Genomic DNA, 18,016 nt, shown 5'->3' on the forward strand with positions numbered 1-18,016 from the left:
GTTAAATCGTATGCAGGGAAGGCAGCAATTGGATTCAGATATAAAAGAAGGTATCCCCAAAGCGAGAGCTGTAGGGATACCTTCTTAATATTCTTATATCTTCGAAAATTCGAAGAGCGTTAGCCTTCTAGCAGTAGTGCTTCCGGATCTTCCAGCAATTCCTTCACTTTGACCAGGAAGCTTACCGCTTCAGAGCCGTCAACGATCCGGTGATCATAGGAAAGGGCGATGTACATCATTGGACGGTTTACGGTTCTTTCTTCGTCCAGCGCGATTGGACGCAGTTGGATCTTATGCATCCCTAGAATACCCACCTGTGGTGTATTCAGAATCGGTGTGGATAACAAGGAGCCGAATACGCCACCGTTGGTGATGGTGAATGTTCCGCCTTGCAGCTCGGAGAGGCTGAGCGTATTGGCACGTGCTTTGGAAGCGAGCTCGCCAATCTGGCGCTCGATTTCCGGGAAGCTGAGCCGATCCGCATCACGGACTACGGGAACTACAAGTCCTTCTTTCGCTGCAACAGCAATACCGATGTCGTAGAATTTCTTAACGACCAGATCTTCACCGTCGATTTCGGCGTTCAGCAGTGGATAGGTTTTAAGCGCACCGATCACGGCTTTGGTGAAGAAGGACATGAAGCCTAGTCCAACTTCATGTTTCTCTTTAAATGCATCCTTGCGACGCTTGCGGATGTCGAGGATCGCTGTCATGTCCACCTCGTTGAAGGTGGTAAGCATGGCCGCGGTCTGCTGCGCTTCGACCAAGCGGCTGGCAATCGTGAGCCGTCTGCGTGACATGCGCTTGCGCTCCACGTTTTTGCCCTCGTCCGGCGTGGCTTTGCCCGCTGCCGGCTTCGCTGCCATAGGGCTCCGGCTTGCCTTGCGGCGCCGGAGCCACCGGTGCAGCGGCCTGCGGCGCTGCTGCACCATGACCGGACACATCGGCCTGACCAATCCGGCCGATAGGATCACGGGCGCTAACCTCGCCGAGGTCGATGCCGCGCTCCCGTGCCAGCTTGCGTGCGCCCGGCGATGCCAATGCAGCATGGCTGTCGCCACCTGCTGCAGGCACTTCGGGCGCAGCTACAGGCGCGGCGGCTGCTACTGCGTTGCCGCCTGCCGGAGCCGCTTTAGGCGCTTCGGCTTCGCTTGCAGCGGCCCGCGGCGTACTGCCGCTTGCGGCTCCAATGATGCCGATGGCTTCGCCAACGGCTACGTTCTCGCCCGCTTGACGCAGGATGGTGGAGATGACACCCTCCACCTCTGCACTAATTTCCAGATTGACTTTATCCGTTTCCAGCTCAGCGAGCACATCGCCTTGACCTACCGTGTCGCCTTCTTTAACCAGCCATTTGTAGATGGTTCCTTCGGATATGGATTCTCCCAGATCGGGTACTAAGATTTCTGACACAGGCCGTTTCCTCCCCAAACATAATGGTTTACGCTATTGTGATACCGTCCTCTTAAGAGGACGGTACAGCCGCTTGTACGTTCGAATTTGATTTTAGGGCTTCTGTTACAATTCTACGTTGTTCGAAGCTATGCACATCTGCATAACCACTGGCCGGGCTGGAACGTTCCGGACGGCCGATATATCTTACGCCGGCATTTTTCGGTGCGATGGCGCGTAACCGAGGCTCACTATAGCTCCAGCCGCCCATATTTTTCGGCTCTTCTTGCACCCAGACAATTTCCTGAAGGGAGCTGAAGGAGTTTAAATGTTCGCTTAGCTCCTGTTCCGGGAACGGATAAAGCTGCTCTAGGCGAAGAACATGCAGCCATGACCAATCCTTATCCGGTGCTGCTTCCAGTTCTGTTTGGATGTCGATAGCGACTTTACCGCTGCAAACTACGAGCCGTTTAACTTCACTTGGTTTCTGGCCAAGCAAAGATTCAGCTAATACAGGCTTGAATTGTCCTGAAGCCAGCTCGGTTCCGGCAGAAGTGCTGCGCGTATTCCGAATGAGACTTTTCGGCGTCATAATGACTAGCGGTCTAGCATCTTCCTGCCCGCATAACGCTGCTTGGCGCCGCAGCAGATGGAAATATTGCGAAGCGGTAGTCAGGTTAGCGACCGTCCAGTTCTCCTCAGCGGATAGCTGCAAGAACCGTTCCAGCCTACCGCTGGAGTGCTCAGGTCCCTGTCCTTCGTAGCCATGCGGCAGCATGATGACGAGATTGCTGCGCTGTGTCCATTTGGCGCGTCCAGCGGCAATGAACTGGTCAAAAATAACCTGACCCGCATTGGCGAAATCACCATACTGTGCTTCCCAGATTACGAAGGTTTCCGGTGCAAACACATTATAACCATATTCAAAGCCTAATACTGATGCCTCTGACAATGGACTGTTGTATACGCCAAAGGAGGCACGGGAATCGCTTAGCTGATGTAGCGGAGAGAATAAATCTCCTGTTTTACTGTCGTGCAGCACCAGATGGCGATGTGCGAAGGTTCCGCGCTGGGCATCTTGACCGCTCAGTCGGATGGGCGTTCCATTTTTCAGAATGGTAGCGAAGGCTAATGTTTCAGCCAGTGCCCAGTCGACCTTTTCACCCTCATTCAGTGCATCTTTACGACGTTGTAAAATGCGCTCCAGCTTCGGGTAAACCTGGAATCCAGCAGGAACCGTCAACAGTTCACGATTGATCTCCTGCAGGCTGGAGATGGATACCGCTGTAGTGTTTGCCGCTGCGCGGTCCGTTTGTAGAGGAATGAAGGCTTTGGGTTCTTTTTTCTTATGATTGCCTTCCTTCATAGTATCGTACGCACGCTGCAATACGCTTTCTGCTTCAGCATTCATCTTTTGTACGTCTTCGGCGGTAAGAACCTTTTCGTTTTTCAGTCTCTCTGCATAAACCTTGTAGACGGTTGGATGATTGCGAACCTTGCCGTAGACAATAGGTTGTGTGGTTTCAGGATCATCCATTTCGTTGTGACCATGACGGCGGTAGCCGATGAGATCAATTACGAAATCTTTTTTGAATTGATGGCGGTATGCGCTAGCTAAACGTACAGCTGCTACGCAGGCCTCTGGGTCATCAGCGTTGACATGGACTATTGGGATTTCATACCCTTTGGCGATGTCACTCGCATAATGCGTAGAACGGGAATCTTCACTTTCAGTCGTAAAACCAATTCGGTTATTAACAATGATATGGATCGTCCCACCATTTTGATAACCTTGAAGTTTGCCGATATTAAGCGTTTCTGCAACAATTCCTTCACCTGGAAAAGCAGCATCGCCATGCATCAGCACCGCCATAGCTTTACTGGTATCAATCTTCGGCAGTCCTGCAGTGCTCCGATCTTCTTGTGCGGCACGAGTGAAACCTTCCACGACAGGATTGACGAATTCCAAGTGACTTGGGTTATTCGCTAGTGTTATTCTTGTGCGTACGGTTTCTCCTTCACGGACAGCACGGTCTGCACCGAGATGGTATTTCACATCACCTGTCCAACCATAGTTAATGCCTGTGGAGCCTTCGGAAGGGAAAAGCTCCTTGTTCGGAGAATGATGAAACTCTGAAAATATGATATCATAAGGTTTGCCCAAAATATGTGCAAGAACGTTGAGGCGGCCGCGATGCGCCATGCCCATCAAAATATGCTCCGCACCGTCATGTGCAGCAGCACGTACGATTTCATCTAACATCGGCACAAGAGCATCATTGCCTTCAAGACTGAAACGCTTCTGACCTACAAAAGTCTTGTGGAGGAAGGTTTCAAATTGCTCTACCTGAATCAGGCGGTACAGGAGCTCTTTGCGTTCTGTATTATTTAGGGGTGCTGGTGAGCTGGTGGATTCTGCCTGTCTATTTAGCCATTGCAGTTCTTTTTCTTCATGCACATGCCCGAATTCATAGGCGATAGTCTTGGTGTATGCCTGACGCATACGTTGCACGGCATCCCATCCGGTATGCACATCATTCGGCGCATTTTCCCATATAAGCGTGGCAGGCAGTGCGATCAGGTCTTCGCGGGTCAGCCCATAGGTTTCAAGCTCAAGATATTTTGCCATGGGATTCTGATCGCGTACCAGCGGATCAATTTCAGCGGCCATATGGCCATATATACGAATATTGGCGATTAGCTTGGAAGCTCTTACTGCTTTTCTAAGCCATTCGGTGTCTCCCGAGATGCGCGGCTGAGGAGCCGGTTCGCTATCCGGAGTTAGGGGAGGAGGTCCCGAATTTGTAAAAAGCTCGCGATAATTATTTTCTACGGTGGAGGGATCTTTCACAAACTGTTCATATCTTTCTTGAATGTAGCCTAAATTGGGTCCGTAATACTTACTCCAAATGGATTCGTTATAGGGCTCTTTGGCTGCCATGAATACATCCTCCTTAACGGATGAACTCCATACGTGACATTTTGTGTCAACGCTTACTGGAGCTGTGATGATTGCGGTTTCATTTCTCATCTTATTGTGCTACTTTCGGCCACTGTAATCAATTCATTCTTTCGTCCAATACGTTCGCAAAATGGTATGGGTTAGCTTGTTCTAATGAAAAGAAGGGTGTTTCTTCTCATTACCCATTCTAAAGGCCTATTAAAATGATTCTATTATCCTTATTTTTAACTATTAGGTCAGTAAATATTTATTTTGCTAGTACAATTTATTTTATGTAACGGACGAGTATCGTGATAATCGGACAAGATCTTTGAAAAAAAATCTTTTATTTTTCGTTTTTAAAATAGAAAGTAACCAGGAATCGACACACTTTTCCGCTTTCTTTTTGTATAATGTTATTGCAGATAGTAATTTTATAGTTTTTTAAGTAGATCCTTTCGTGAAAAGGGTCCAGTAAAAGGTAAACTTGCCGAAAGGCAGGGGCACAAAGTCGCGGGTCTAAGGTAGAGATACTATGACAGCCGGATTGCCTGGGGACGTAAAATCTTAGGGGGAGATTTTTTGGAAAAGTCCAACCAGGGTAGCAACAGAGAACAGCAGTTTATTGATCTGGATCAAGAGTGGGTACATTTATTATTAGCAGCTAAGAAGGCTGGCATTAAGGCAGATGAAATCCGCCAGTTCTTTCATGAGAAAACTGTGCAGATCGTGCAGTAATACATTAGAGGGGTTACATATCGAAAAAGGGCACAGCGGTTCTTCGCTGTGTCCTTTTTCGATATGATTTAGTAGAAGAGAGGATCGTACCAGATTAGTAGGAAGTATTAATCCTTTTGATCGAGCTTCCATTTCTGATAGTCCAGAAATTCTTTGAATTCGCGTTTGCTAATGCCTGAGTCCATAGCTTCCTGCACCAATCGGAACCATTCCGAATCTAAATGTGATTCCTCTGCATCATTGGGTTCTCCATAGAGTAGGGCATGAATGGATACCTGAAGCGCGTCAGCGATTTTTTCGATAAACTGGATGGATGGATTGGATTGGATGTTTCTCTCCACGTTGCTAAGATACGACTTAGCCACATCTGCTCTGTCCGCAAGCTCAGATAGGGAGAAACCCTTGTCTAGGCGGAGCTGCTGGATACGTTGGCCCATATTCTGTGGCACTATGCTGACGCCCCTCCGTAATTTTTGTTATTAGTATAGCAAATATCAATAAATCGGACAAAGTTTATTGTAAAGAGAAGAGCAGCAATCTGCTTATCCGTGGCCGGATTCAGGATCTGCTGCTCTTCGAGTATTTTATTAAATTACTTTATTGATCTTAGTAGTCTTTTTTCGCACCTTGTTTAGCTACGAAATCCCAAGTCAGTGTTAAGCTATCGCCTTGGAAAATATTTTGATCTTGGTTATTTTCCACAAATTCGAATTGGACGGAGAAGCTGTCGTTGGTACCGGCTTTAATACCGGATGCTTCGGTAAAGAGTTGATCCCAACCTGTATTTTTTACGAGATCCGGATGCTGACTTTTTAAAGCAGCAAGTGTAGTCTCATAAACTACATTTTCAGGAGAGACGATAGGTACTCCTTTATCATTATTTCTAAGGAATTTAACTTTAATGAACTCGGCTAAATCCAGATAGTTATCTCCTTTAGCATCCGTGATTTGAGTCGATGTATTCAGAATAATAGATCCGATATCGAGCGAACCATCGTTTTTCAATTTGAAGGATTTAGTTACAGTATCACCTGGTTTCAGGTTAGGAATATTAACGATGACAGAAGGGTCGGAGTTCAGATCGAGCGTGCCCGCTGCGAATGTAGCTGTGCTTTGCGCAGTGTCGCTAAAGTATGCGAAGGTTCCTCCGCCGATTAATGATAAACCCAGTGCTGCAGATGCTACGCCAAGACCCAATGTTTTCTTGATACCCATAATAAAATTCCTCCTCAAATTTGTGTTTGAATTTTTTATAAAATTTATATATTGTATCTTCCGGTTCGTAAGCGGAAGTGGACAATCAACTTAGGGCTGTGTTTCTGTTGGGGGCGGTGAGGCTGGCAGTAGGGCAGCATTTTTCTTTTCTAATGCAGCTACAGCCTTCCAAGAGGTATACAGAGCATAGAGCAGAAGCATCAAGCCAGGCACGATCATGAGGACTACACTTCCAGCTTTGGAAACCGCGAAATTCATAGCGTAACCGACATAGGGTACAGTGACCCCGGTATACTGAGCTACAACATTCACAGAACTGGTAGGGTTCATGTCGGGCGCGTCGTTGTTATCGCCTTTAGTGCGATAAACAGCTTCACCAGTAGCGTTATTGACGGTCGCTTCTACAATCCGGTGAGTAATGAGCAGATTATCTTCATTCCTAAAGGTGATGACATCGCCTGGTTTGAAACGATTCATATCCCCTCCGGGTTTTAATGCGACAATTGAGCCTGTCTGAATTCCTGGTTCCATCGATCCTGAGAGTACGGTTTTGATCTCATATCCGAAGAAAGCAGGTTCACCGCCGGAGGCCTTGGATAACACTACGGCTGCCACCAGCAGAATAAAGATCACAAGCATTAAGCTCGATAGGGTATTATTGATAATTTTTTTAATTCGCATCTTATTCTCCACCTTTCTCAGGTTGAGGGTCCGAAGGAGCTTGGGTTGCTACCGGCGGGGTAGTCGTACTGTCTTCCGCCTTTGGCGTCTCTTGTGGAGCCTCTTGCTGAGGGACATCTTTTGGAATTGTGAGCTCTTCGTCAATTTCCGGCTTAACCGGATCAGTGGCTGGGGCTTCAGGTTGTTCTTTATTTGGGGTTTCCGGAGCAGTTTCACCTGATGTTGGAGGGGTTGCCTCAGCCTTCGCTTTATCCTCGGCTTCTTGTTGCTTTTTCTCCTCAGCCAAACGTTCTTCTTCTTTTTTCGCTTCTTCTTCTTTCTTTGCTTGCTCTTCTTCTAGCCGAGCTTTTTCAAGCTCTTCTAGTTTTTGCTCGCGAGTCTGACTGATCAATTGGAGTTTATCTTGAAGGGTAGTGATACCTGAGGTTGCCGATTCTTTATGGTTAGTCAATTCGGTATTTAGAGCTTCATAAGATGAGGTGAGGTCGCTAGAGATCACGCCGTCTGGTTGAGTGAAGGTAATCAGGAATGGCAGTGGCTGTGGGAACTCTCCTTCGCGTAATTCAAGTTGTCCATAAACATCACTGGTAACTACCGAAGCGAATGGAAGACCGACATCGTGTATGGAGGTTAGGTAACTAATAACTCCATTTAAGGAAGCATTCAAGGATTCCGAGATCACACCGCTTTGATTCAGGCTGCTTTGTAAATCTCTGAAAAATTGCTCGTCCTTGATTTCTAGACAGTTGGAATCTAGAGAAGTCATATATCCTCCTATCTGGAAGAGTAAGGCTGCTGCTGCACTTAGCTCATTGTGGATTTGATTCCAAATTTGGCTGTTAGCCGCCAGTTGCTCGTTAACGCTATCTATTTGGGATTGAAGCGCCGCTATTTGCGAAGAAATCTCTTCTGCAGCGACATCAAGCTCTTCCAGCGACATCCCTTCTATTCCCGAAACGTCCGAGTAGTTAGCTGATGAGGAAAAGGGCTGTAGTGATTCTTTTAAAGTGAGCGCTCGATTAACATGCTCTTTGAACTCTGTAAGCAGTGCCTTGATCGAATTCGGAAATACTTCGCAAAAGCTAATCGTGCTAGTGGTTTGCGTAGCGGCTCCAAAGCCTCCATAGGTACCACCAACTTGCTGCGAGGTATATAGAAATAAGACGGAGACAGCCATTCCTGATTGCAGTATACGTAATCCGATTTTCCTGTTTCTTCTAGGTCTTCTCCTTGCTGATCTGGGTCTCAGAGGAATACCTCCCCTCAATGTCTGTTTCTTTGGTTCGTTATTATCGTTCTTTATTAAGAACAACTTCTGTAATGAATCATACATGGAATAAATCAAAAAGAAAACTGCCAATAACGCGCATTTGTACTCTATAAAGAACGAAAATGATAATTTATCTCTAAATAACTCCATATATCGCTCGATTACTAAATATATTCTCAATAAAGAACGATAAGTTAGAGTGATTCGCAAAAAAATACCCGGCTCGCAGTAGTAACGCGAGCCGGGCATAAGCGGAGTAATGAAGTTGAGAATATAAATGTATATGTTACGGAAGTTTTGAACCGCGTGAACTAACATACAGGTCATACCATTCTTTACGGCTAAGCTCCAGCTTGTCCGCATCGGCACAGGCAGTAATACGCTTCGGATTCACAGTTCCAATAACAGGCTGAATGGCAGCTGGATGTGTCATTAGCCAAGCCAGTACAATGGCTTCGGGTGTTGTTCCTTTTTCATCTGCAAGCTGTTGGACCATAGCTGCTGTTTGGACGATATTCTCCGGTTGATCCTCTAATGAACGCCCGCTAAATAGACCTTGGGCGAGTGGCCCCCAGGCTTGAAGCTGAATGTTCTCCATTCGACAATGTTCAAGGGTTCCCTCAGGAAAGATAATATCCTTCCAGGGTTCACGATTTACACTGATTCCAGCATCCACCCAGCTGATCTTAGCCAAGCTCATATGCAGCTGGTTTACGATAAAAGGTTCATCGCAATAAGTCTGCAGCAGCTTGATCTGAGCGGCGCTCATATTGGAAACCCCGAAATGACGAACCTTACCAGCGGCCTTCAGTTGATGTAATGCGGAGGCTACTTCTTCGGGATCCATTAAGGGATCAGGTCTATGCAGTAGAAGAATATCAATGTATTCGGTCCCAAGTCGTGACAATATTCCATCTACACTGTTCAGAATATGTTGGCCAGAGAAATCAAACGTATTAGTGCTGTCTCCAGGCTCCATTAGCTTAATTCCACATTTAGATTGAATTATGATTTCTTCACGTAGTCTTGGACGATCCTTAAAAATCTGACCGAATACCTTCTCCGCCTTCCCACGAGTATAGATATCTGCATGATCAAACATGTTGATGCCGATGGAAAGGGCGGCATCAACCGCTTCATGTCCCTGTTTAACATTCTCCGCAGTAATCGGCTCATGGTCCCAGTCACCGCCTAGCCCCATGCAGCCTAAAGCAATGCGGCTTGCGGGAATCCCGCGCTTGTTTAAAGGTAACGCTTTCAACAATGTGATTCCTCCTTGGAAATTATGATTGCGTACTTGTAGATATTGTACACTCTCAGAAGCCCGTATGGTATTTTTTGTCGCTGGAAGAGCGGTGTTTGGTCTCTTCTTTATTCTTTTCTTCGTGCTTTTCCAGCGTCAAATCTTCCATCGGAATCGGGTCTACATTCTGCTCACTTTCATGAAGATCGAATAGACTTTCTTTCTCTGTTGGATATTGTTCCGGGTGATCCCGTTTGTCACTATTCCGCTGATGTTTTTCTTGAGTCATTTTTACCGCCTCGCCTTTCTTTGAGATTTAATGGCTATTGTGCTCGTTAATAAACGTATTTTGACTCCCTTAAACAGAAAAAAGAGGCCATTAGGCCTCTAAATTCAACGGTGTCCCTATGTCTTTTAGCTTGCGTGCTACAACATCATCGTATAGGCGCTGCAGCCATTTCAGCTCAGTCAGGGTGTGCTCATATGTACCGTACATTAGATGCAGGGCAGAACGAGGCACGATGGAGATATGCTCCTCGTATACCTGATAAGCCAGATTAACCTGATGTTCTGTTTCCCGGAGGCGTTCCTCGAGCAGCTTCTCAACCTTGCTCTGATCGATATGACGGGACATAGCCAGGGCCATATACATCGGATGATAGAAGGGTTCGTTTTTCTTAATCTGTTGCAGGATAAGCTGTTCGAATAAAGCTTTACCTTGCTCCGTTATGGCATAGATTGTTTTGTCCGGCCGATCACTGCTGCGGATGACCTCTAAAGCTTCTATATAACCATCTTGTGCAAGCTTATCCACAGCATAATAGAGTGATCCCATCTGCAGCTTCGTGATCCGGTCCATGGAACGTTCCTTCATCACTAATGTGATTTCATAGGGATGCATGTTCCGCTCCAGCAGTAAACCTAAAATGGCTAATTTCATGGACATAATGGTTACCTTTTGCCCTCGGACGCCTGAACAGCTTTAGCAGGAATGGTAAGACGGTCTTTTGGCATGAGCAGTACAAAGACTAGACCGAGCACTGCAGGAATCAAAGCCCACATAAAGGTTTGTGCAATAGAGGTGGATAACGCACTTGATATTTTTTCTAATATTTCAGCAGGGATCTTTGCTCTTGCTTCAGGTGTTAACGCAGCGCGTGGATCTCCGAAAGCTGCTGACTGTTCACTACCGCCAAAAGCATCGCTTAGACTGTTAGTAAAGCTATTCCGCTGAATAATCCCGAAGATCGTAATTCCCAGCGTCATTCCAAGGGAGCGCATGAAGGTACTGGTCGATGTTGCCGATCCCCGTTGGCGCATATCGAAATTATGGATAGCTGCCATACTCAGCACGGAGAAGGAAAAGCCTACGCCGAACCCAGTCAGAGCCATAAATACATTAAGCATGAGGCGGGAGGTATCTGGTGATAAAGTGCTTAGGCTGTAGACCCCTGCGACAAAGCAGACTGCGGATAGGATCATAATGTTGCGGAAGCTGGTTTTTGTTGTAAGCAGCCCCCCGGTCTGACTGCCAACGACCGTACCGATCATCATCGGCATAAGGATCAGCCCTGAGTTCGTAGCTGAGCCGCCAAATACACCCTGCACAAAGATAGGAATGTAAATAGTAGCTACGATAAAAGCAGAGCCATAAAATAGGCTGGTCACGCTGCTTGTTGCAAACAACCGTTTGCGGAACATAGCGAACGAGATCACAGGTTCAGCAGCTACTCTCTCAATAAGGATAAACGCCAGCAAGAGAACAGCAAAACCTACGAATAAGCCAAGGATGGCACTGGAATCCCAAGCATATTGATTACCACCAAGTTCCAGAGCGAACATTAGGCAGATAATCGCGCCAACCAGAGTGAAGGCTCCACCCCAGTCAATGCGCTGTTTAGCGTGGGAGATCGACTCCTTATAAGAAGTTGCAATCAGGAACAGTGCAATAATTCCTAGCGGCAGGTTAATGTAGAATACCCACTGCCAACCAACATAGTCGGTAATATAGGCACCGAGTAAAGGTCCAAGTACACTGGAGATTCCGAAGACGGCTCCAAAGAGACCGGTCAATTTTCCTCTTTTTTCAGGCGGGTAAATGTCGAAAACGATGGTGAAGGCGATTGGCATTAGTGCACCGCCGCCGATCCCTTGAATGGCACGGTAAATACTGAGCTGTGTGATACTGGTGGCAGTACCGCACAAAGCCGAGCCAATCAGGAATACAATCAATCCGAAAATGAAGAAACGTTTACGTCCATACATATCAGAGAGCTTGCCGAAGATAGGGGTTCCGGCCATTACCATTACCATGTAAGCGGAGGTTACCCATACGATTTTATCCAGACCGCCAAGATCTGAGACTATCGTTCCCATAGCTGAAGCTACAATGGTATTGTCCATTGCGGACATAAGAATACCAAGCAGCAGGCCAACCACTACGAGTTTAAGATTACTTTCTTTAGTATGCATGCTTCGCAGCTCCTTTTTCTTAATAGTGATAGTTCTGTTCGAAAAATGTTCATAATTAGAAGCAAAATTTATTATATTCAAATTTGAATAGGGAGGCAATAGTTTTTTTAAAAAAATAGAGATGTATAGCCAACCGTAGAAGAATACGGCGGTAATATAGGGACAAACTACCCTTGGAGATCATCTGTGGATGAATTAGGAATGCCTCTTGACATACCCTACGGGGGTATATTATATTATAACCAAGGAGGCTGATTCTTATGTCTACTGCCAAGAAAGAGCAAGCTGCAGAATCCTGCGACATAAATTGTCATTCTTCATCATCAGGAGAACGAAAAAGTCATCATTCGGCAGAATTCAAGAATAACTTGAATACGCGCCTCAACCGGATTGAAGGCCAGATCCGCGGGGTAAAGGGTATGATTGAACGGGATACCTATTGTGATGATGTACTCAACCAGCTCGCAGCGGTACAGGCGGCGTTAAATGGTGTCGGTAAGATGCTGTTAGAAGGACATATGAAAAGTTGCATTGTTGAGCGAATCGAAGCTGGCGAACATGAGGTTATCGACGAGCTCCTAATTACGGTTAACAAATTAATGAAATAATAAGCTAATGCTTCTAGAGCATAGCTTCACAACATTTATTGGAGGTTATATTAATGTCAAACGCTACATTAAACGTTGAAGGAATGTCTTGTGGTCACTGTGTTAACTCCGTAGAGAAAGCCGTAGGCAATCTTGGAGCCACAGCTAAAGTTGATCTTGCTGCTAAGAAAGTTTCCGTCGAGTATGATGAGAACAAAGTAAGCCTTGGTGCGATTAAAGAAGCAATTGTAGATCAAGGGTATGACGTAGTTTAATTTGAAGCACAGTAATAAGGCTTGGAGTGATATGGGGAAGCTACCCAAAGCTCCAATGCCTTTTCTTTTAGAAATTATCATACCCTATAGGGGTATGTGGAGGCGTGGAAATCATGGATAAAACCAAAACAACAGCTTCACCAAACGAACAGCAGGCAACTGTACAGATTACAGGCATGACCTGTTCCGCTTGTGCAACCCGAATTGAGAAGGGTTTGTCCCGAATGGACGGCGTATCTCGTGCGAATGTGAATCTAGCCTTGGAACAGGCTACAGTTGGATTTGATCCGACAGTATCAGGGTTGCCACAAATTGAGGATAAAATCCGTTCTCTTGGTTATGACACTATTAAAGAATCTGCGGATTTTGATATATCGGGGATGACCTGTGCTGCGTGTTCCTCACGGATTGAAAAAGTGTTGAGCCGTACACCGGGTATAGCAGCAGTTAATGTGAATTTAGCGCTGGAAACAGCACATGTAGAATATACACCCGGTAATATCAGTCCAAGGGAGATCATGGAGAAGGTAAGCAGTATCGGCTATAAAGCTTCTCTTAAAGAAGACCGCAAGGATCATGTGGATCGTCGTGGAAAAGAAATTCAGCATAAAAAGTGGAGATGGATCATTTCTGCAATTCTTTCGTTCCCATTGTTATGGGCGATGGCTGGTCATTTCTCCTTCACCGGCTGGATTCCAACACCGGATATATTTATGAATCCTTGGTTCCAGCTTGTACTGGCTACCCCTGTGCAATTTATCATCGGTTGGCAGTTCTACGTCGGTGCTTATAAAGCCCTTCGTAACCGGAGTGCCAATATGGATGTGTTGGTCGTATTAGGGACGTCGGCAGCTTATTTCTACAGTCTTTATCTGACCATTGATTCCTTAAGCATGAAGGGAATGAATCATACTGTAGAAATGTATTATGAGACGAGTGCTGTACTCATTACACTTATCCTTGTCGGTAAATGGTTTGAGGCGCTGGCGAAAGGCCGTTCCTCTGACGCAATCAAAAGCTTAATGGGTCTTCAGGCAAAAACCGCCCTCGTAATTCGGGATGGGCAAGAAATGAATATCCCGACAGATGAAGTTATTCCTGGTGATATTGTATTGGTGAAGCCCGGAACAAAGGTACCTGTGGATGGTGAAGTTGTCGAGGGGTCTTCTTCTGTGGATGAGTCGATGTTGACCGGAGAAAGTATTCCTGTGGAGAAAAAACCAGGGGATACCGTGATCGGTGCCACTATGAATAAGAACGGTATCTTGAGAATCAAAGCCAATAAAGTGGGTCGCGACACTGCGCTGGCTCAAATTATCCGAGTAGTGGAGGAAGCTCAAGGCTCCAAAGCTCCGATTCAGCGGATTGCCGATGTAATCTCAGGGATTTTTGTGCCGATTGTTGTGGGTATTGCCGTAATAACTTTTCTGATCTGGTATTTCTGGGCAGCCCCTGGCCAGTTCGCTGATGCCCTCGAAAAAGCCATTGCAGTGCTCGTAATCGCTTGTCCATGTGCGCTAGGTCTGGCAACGCCAACCTCCATTATGGCAGGATCGGGCCGGGCAGCAGAGCTTGGAATTCTCTTCAAGGGCGGGGAGCATTTAGAGGGAGCGCAAGGGATTCAGACCGTTGTGCTAGATAAAACAGGTACAGTGACGAATGGTAAACCCGTGCTTACCGATGTTGTGACTACTACTGGAATTGCAGCTTATGGAAAAGAAAACGCGGAAAACCGTTTGTTAGCTTTAACTGCAGCTGCTGAAAAGCTATCTGAGCATCCACTTGCGGAAGCTATTGTTGCTGGCGCTACTGATAGAGGTTTGGTTTTGCCTACTGCTGAGCAGTTTGATAATGTGCCCGGACGTGGAATTATGGCCGTTGTCTCCGATCAGCAGGTTATGGTAGGCACGCGGCGGATGATGGAAGATCATCAGCTTGATATCACAGAATGGACTCCAATTATGAAGAAGCTGGAGGAGTCGGGAAAGACAGCTATGCTAGTAGCGGTAGAGAGTGAAATCGCTGGGATTGTGGCCGTTGCTGATACGATTAAACCGACCTCAAAAGCGGCTGTAGCCGCGCTCCATGATATGGGTATTGAAGTCGTAATGATCACTGGTGACAATAAAATTACAGCTGAGGCTATTGCGAAGCAGGCAGGGATCGAAAAAGTGTTAGCAGAGGTTCTGCCAGAGGGCAAAGCCGAAGAGGTTCGCAAGCTCCAACAGAATGGGACTAAGGTTGCCATGGTTGGGGATGGGATCAACGATGCTCCGGCACTGGCTACTGCCGATACGGGTATGGCGATTGGGACAGGAACGGATATAGCTATGGAAGCAGCTGATATTACGCTGATGCGCGGGGATCTGAAGAGTATTCCTGATGCGATCATGATGAGCCGCAAAACGATGAGAAATATTAAACAAAATTTGTTCTGGGCGCTTGCTTACAATACAATAGGAATACCGATTGCTGCACTTGGGTTTCTAGCCCCATGGCTGGCAGGAGCTGCGATGGCATTTAGCTCCGTGTCTGTTGTTTTGAATGCACTTCGGCTACAGCGGGTAAAGCTGTAATATCACCATCACTATTTAGGGAGTGGCCACAGTGCAAGTAAATAACGATACAATTTCTCTGTTAATGAAACATGCATCTGTCCGCAAGTTTCAGGATAAGCCAGTAAGTGAAGATCAGCTTAGCGCTATTATTGGAGCAGCTCAGATGGCTTCAACCTCAAGCAATGTTCAGGCTTATAGTGTTATTGCAGTTACTGACCCGGCACTAAAGACGGAGCTTGCGGGACTAGCGGGCAATCAGGCTTATATAGAACAATGCCCAGTGTTTTTGGTCTGGTGCGCTGATCTGTATCGGCTGCGCGAGGTGACGAAACCTCATTTGCAGGGAGAGACTTCTTATGAAGATTCTGCTGAGAACCTGATTGTAGCTACCGTTGATGTTGCGCTTGCTGCACAGAATGCTGCAGTGGCTGCGGAATCACTAGGACTTGGAATTGTATATATCGGTGGAATCCGTAACCGGATCGCGGAGGTATCGGAATTGCTGGGACTGCCTGAATTGGTCTATCCGCTATTCGGGATGTGTGTAGGTTATCCTGACGGAGCTTCGGGCCTGCGTCCGCGGCTTCCACTAGAGGCTGTTCTGCATCGTAATCGCTACAATGTGGAAACCACTGTGGAGCAGGTCAAAACGTACGATAAAGTCTCCTCAGACTATATGCGTGAGCGGACCCACGGCGCCAAAGACACCCCTTGGTCGGCCATTATGGCGGAGCGATTGTCACAGCCAGCACGGCTGCATATGAAGGAGTTTCTGCTGGAAAAAGGATTCCTTCGGAGGTAACTAAACTTTCTTCACCTAAAGAGGCTGCCTTATTAGTAGTTTATTCTACTGATAGGGCAGCCTCTTTTTTTTTATTCGAAGCCAGGAAGGTGACAGTTGTCATCTTAAAGAAATGACAGTCCATACTAATGTCATGTCTTCTTTTTCCATATGATTGAAATAGATCAAACGCATTCGGAAGCGGAGGGATTACGTTATGGATAATATTATAGAAATGCACGGGGTCAGCAAAATATATAAGGATAAAAAGGCCGTAGATAATATCAGCTTTAACATTGCTAAAGGTTCGATTACAGCTATTCTGGGACCGAACGGAGCGGGTAAAACAACGGCATTAGGCATGCTGCTGGGGCTAATAGAGCCTACCGAGGGTACAGTGGAGTTGTTCGGTCATCATCCGAAGGATAAAGCAGTACGTGAAAAGACTGGAGCGATGCTGCAGGAGGTAAGTGTAATGGATCGGCTAAAGGTGCGGGAGATCATTGATCTGATCCGCAGCTATTATCCAAAGCCTATGGATATGGAGTTTCTAATTAAGGCTACTGGACTTGCGCCAGCCGATTTGAATAGATACGCCGAGAAGCTCTCGGGCGGTCAAAAGCGTAGTTTGGGCTTTGCGCTAGCCCTCGCGGGTAATCCGGAGCTGATCTTTTTCGATGAACCTACAGTCGGACTTGATATTACTTCCCGGCGGCGGTTCTGGGAAACGGTTCGTGGACTTGCGGAGCAAGGAAAAACGATTGTGTTCACGACCCATTATTTGCAGGAAGCAGAAGATATTGCGGATCGTATTCTATTATTCAGTAAAGGCCACTTAGTTGCGGACGGAAGTCCAGATGAGATTAAATCGCGGATTGTGAAGCGTTCCGTGTCCTTCCTGCCTGTGGGTGATCGCTCGCAATTGCGCAGAAACCTGCTAGATTTAGCTGCTATAGAGGATTGTTATGAAAAAGATGGCCGCATTCACGTGACCACAGAGGATACAGATGAGGCGCTTAAAGCGATTTTTGTGGCTGGACTTCCTGTGAAGGATGTTCGAATTGATCAGGGACGTTTGGATGAGGCTTTTGAACAATTGACCATGAACCAAGAGGAGGCTGTCTAACCATGAGACTAATAACTGTACAGTGTAAAGCGGAAATGCTGCGGATCATCCGTAATCCCTATTATGTGTTCTGGTCTTTGCTCATGCCCATCATGTTCTATTTCATCTTCACCCGGGTGGTCAATACAGGTAGCGATGACCTAACGTGGCGTGCTCATTATTTAATGTCTATGGCGACCTTCAGTGTAATGGGCTCAGCCATTATGACGCTTGGCATCCGGTTGGTGCAAGAACGAACACAAGGCTGGACCACCTTTATTCGGATTACACCGCTGCCGGGATCGATCTATTTTTTCGGAAAAATGTTCGGACAGACGATGATGCATCTGTTTTCGGTCATTTGTATTTTTATCGCAGGCTATTTAATCAATGGCGTCTCTTTATCCGCAGGTCAATGGGTGCTTAGCGGGCTGTGGATCCTGATCGGTTCTCTACCATTTTTAGCGATTGGTACGCTTGTAGGTGCTATGAAACGGGTGGATACAGCCAGTGGAGTCAGCAACGTGATTTATATGGCTCTTGCTGTAGCAGGAGGCATGTGGATGCCGATTGAGATACTGCCACGATTAATGCAGCGGATTGGTCATTGGTTGCCTTCCTATAACTATGGGAATGGAGCCTGGGAGATCGTTCGTGGATCAGCTCCGACGTGGAGTAATGTCTTGATTTTACTCGGATATTTGGTAGTTTTTATGTTACTATCGGTCTATATTCGAAAAAAACAGGAAGCGGTGTGA

16 protein-coding genes, 1 pseudogene and 1 riboswitch are annotated in these 18,016 nt (G+C 46.5%); of the genes and pseudogenes, 7 read left to right on the top strand and 10 right to left on the bottom strand.

The features are described 5' to 3' along the window. Positions 1-119 precede the first annotated feature (119 nt). A pseudogene (gene odhB, locus MHI15_RS28870) lies at positions 120-1,413 on the bottom strand (2-oxoglutarate dehydrogenase complex dihydrolipoyllysine-residue succinyltransferase). Positions 1,414-1,465: 52 nt separating this feature from the next. After that, complete coding sequence (locus tag MHI15_RS28875) at positions 1,466-4,333, bottom strand: 2-oxoglutarate dehydrogenase E1 component (RefSeq protein ID WP_341165189.1); 2,868 nt, start codon at positions 4,331-4,333, stop codon at positions 1,466-1,468. Between the two features lie 470 nt (positions 4,334-4,803). Further along, positions 4,804-4,888: riboswitch (cyclic di-GMP riboswitch) on the top strand. Positions 4,889-4,915: 27 nt separating this feature from the next. Here MHI15_RS28875 and MHI15_RS28880 point away from each other — a divergent pair. Then, positions 4,916-5,071 carry an anti-repressor SinI family protein gene (locus tag MHI15_RS28880; protein ID WP_232061118.1) on the top strand — a complete coding sequence of 52 codons (156 nt, stop codon included), beginning with the start codon at positions 4,916-4,918 and terminating at the stop codon, positions 5,069-5,071. A 107-nt stretch (positions 5,072-5,178) separates the two neighbouring features. Here MHI15_RS28880 and MHI15_RS28885 read toward each other — a convergent pair whose 3' ends face one another. The 8 genes from MHI15_RS28885 to MHI15_RS28920 form a co-directional block, all read right to left on the bottom strand. Then, positions 5,179-5,508 (bottom strand): helix-turn-helix domain-containing protein, encoded by a 330-nt coding sequence (locus MHI15_RS28885; protein ID WP_036682795.1) that lies wholly within the window; start codon positions 5,506-5,508, stop codon positions 5,179-5,181. 169 nt (positions 5,509-5,677) lie between these two features. Further along, the gene (locus MHI15_RS28890) at positions 5,678-6,286 is read right to left on the bottom strand and encodes a TasA family protein (protein WP_036682781.1); all 609 of its coding nucleotides are present in this window, start codon (positions 6,284-6,286) and stop codon (positions 5,678-5,680) included. 90 nt (positions 6,287-6,376) lie between these two features. Continuing rightward, positions 6,377-6,967, bottom strand: a complete 591-nt coding sequence (sipW, locus tag MHI15_RS28895; RefSeq protein ID WP_076124645.1) for a signal peptidase I SipW — start codon at positions 6,965-6,967, stop codon at positions 6,377-6,379. A 1-nt stretch (position 6,968) separates the two neighbouring features. Then, on the bottom strand, positions 6,969-8,144 hold the full coding sequence (locus MHI15_RS28900; protein ID WP_341165190.1) for a hypothetical protein: 1,176 nt from the start codon (positions 8,142-8,144) through the stop codon (positions 6,969-6,971). A 379-nt stretch (positions 8,145-8,523) separates the two neighbouring features. Next, the gene (locus MHI15_RS28905; RefSeq protein ID WP_076124641.1) at positions 8,524-9,501 is read right to left on the bottom strand and encodes an aldo/keto reductase; all 978 of its coding nucleotides are present in this window, start codon (positions 9,499-9,501) and stop codon (positions 8,524-8,526) included. Positions 9,502-9,553: 52 nt separating this feature from the next. After that, the gene (locus MHI15_RS28910; RefSeq protein WP_076278921.1) at positions 9,554-9,769 is read right to left on the bottom strand and encodes a hypothetical protein; all 216 of its coding nucleotides are present in this window, start codon (positions 9,767-9,769) and stop codon (positions 9,554-9,556) included. 90 nt (positions 9,770-9,859) lie between these two features. After that, positions 9,860-10,426, bottom strand: coding sequence for a PadR family transcriptional regulator (locus MHI15_RS28915; RefSeq protein WP_036682773.1), 567 nt, complete (start codon positions 10,424-10,426; stop codon positions 9,860-9,862). Between the two features lie 5 nt (positions 10,427-10,431). After that, positions 10,432-11,952: an MDR family MFS transporter gene (locus MHI15_RS28920; protein WP_036682771.1), complete on the bottom strand. Its 1,521-nt coding sequence runs from the start codon at positions 11,950-11,952 to the stop codon at positions 10,432-10,434. Between the two features lie 260 nt (positions 11,953-12,212). Between MHI15_RS28920 and MHI15_RS28925 the strand changes: the two genes are divergently transcribed. The 6 genes from MHI15_RS28925 to MHI15_RS28950 all read left to right on the top strand — a co-directional run bounded on the left by MHI15_RS28925 (position 12,213) and on the right by MHI15_RS28950 (position 18,016). Next, positions 12,213-12,560: a metal-sensitive transcriptional regulator gene (locus tag MHI15_RS28925; RefSeq protein WP_076124636.1), complete on the top strand. Its 348-nt coding sequence runs from the start codon at positions 12,213-12,215 to the stop codon at positions 12,558-12,560. A 53-nt stretch (positions 12,561-12,613) separates the two neighbouring features. Further along, positions 12,614-12,814 (top strand): copper ion binding protein, encoded by a 201-nt coding sequence (locus tag MHI15_RS28930; protein ID WP_076124634.1) that lies wholly within the window; start codon positions 12,614-12,616, stop codon positions 12,812-12,814. Between the two features lie 113 nt (positions 12,815-12,927). Further along, on the top strand, positions 12,928-15,390 hold the full coding sequence (locus MHI15_RS28935) for a heavy metal translocating P-type ATPase (protein WP_076278920.1): 2,463 nt from the start codon (positions 12,928-12,930) through the stop codon (positions 15,388-15,390). Positions 15,391-15,421: 31 nt separating this feature from the next. Beyond that, positions 15,422-16,174 (top strand): oxygen-insensitive NADPH nitroreductase, encoded by a 753-nt coding sequence (nfsA, locus tag MHI15_RS28940; RefSeq protein ID WP_076278919.1) that lies wholly within the window; start codon positions 15,422-15,424, stop codon positions 16,172-16,174. Positions 16,175-16,370: 196 nt separating this feature from the next. Then, positions 16,371-17,279 (top strand): ABC transporter ATP-binding protein, encoded by a 909-nt coding sequence (locus MHI15_RS28945; protein ID WP_076124631.1) that lies wholly within the window; start codon positions 16,371-16,373, stop codon positions 17,277-17,279. A 2-nt stretch (positions 17,280-17,281) separates the two neighbouring features. Further along, entirely contained in the window at positions 17,282-18,016 is a 735-nt protein-coding gene (locus tag MHI15_RS28950) for an ABC transporter permease (RefSeq protein WP_036682760.1), read from the top strand.

Origin of the sequence: Paenibacillus sp. FSL H7-0918, from assembly GCF_038007025.1 — a bacterium.
GTDB classification, from domain to species: Bacteria; Bacillota; Bacilli; order Paenibacillales; family Paenibacillaceae; genus Paenibacillus_AQ; species Paenibacillus_AQ odorifer.

Coding starts and splice junctions, on each gene's coding strand:
- MHI15_RS28875 (WP_341165189.1), bottom strand. CDS start 4,333: ATGGCAGCCAAAGAGCCCTATAACGAATCCATTTGGAGTAAGTATTAC.
- MHI15_RS28885 (WP_036682795.1), bottom strand. CDS start 5,508: ATGGGCCAACGTATCCAGCAGCTCCGCCTAGACAAGGGTTTCTCCCTA.
- MHI15_RS28890 (WP_036682781.1), bottom strand. CDS start 6,286: ATGGGTATCAAGAAAACATTGGGTCTTGGCGTAGCATCTGCAGCACTG.
- sipW (WP_076124645.1), bottom strand. CDS start 6,967: ATGCGAATTAAAAAAATTATCAATAATACCCTATCGAGCTTAATGCTT.
- MHI15_RS28900 (WP_341165190.1), bottom strand. CDS start 8,144: ATGGCTGTCTCCGTCTTATTTCTATATACCTCGCAGCAAGTTGGTGGT.
- MHI15_RS28910 (WP_076278921.1), bottom strand. CDS start 9,769: ATGACTCAAGAAAAACATCAGCGGAATAGTGACAAACGGGATCACCCG.
- MHI15_RS28915 (WP_036682773.1), bottom strand. CDS start 10,426: ATGTCCATGAAATTAGCCATTTTAGGTTTACTGCTGGAGCGGAACATG.
- MHI15_RS28920 (WP_036682771.1), bottom strand. CDS start 11,952: ATGCATACTAAAGAAAGTAATCTTAAACTCGTAGTGGTTGGCCTGCTG.
- MHI15_RS28925 (WP_076124636.1), top strand. CDS start 12,213: ATGTCTACTGCCAAGAAAGAGCAAGCTGCAGAATCCTGCGACATAAAT.
- MHI15_RS28930 (WP_076124634.1), top strand. CDS start 12,614: ATGTCAAACGCTACATTAAACGTTGAAGGAATGTCTTGTGGTCACTGT.
- MHI15_RS28935 (WP_076278920.1), top strand. CDS start 12,928: ATGGATAAAACCAAAACAACAGCTTCACCAAACGAACAGCAGGCAACT.
- MHI15_RS28945 (WP_076124631.1), top strand. CDS start 16,371: ATGGATAATATTATAGAAATGCACGGGGTCAGCAAAATATATAAGGAT.
- MHI15_RS28950 (WP_036682760.1), top strand. CDS start 17,282: ATGAGACTAATAACTGTACAGTGTAAAGCGGAAATGCTGCGGATCATC.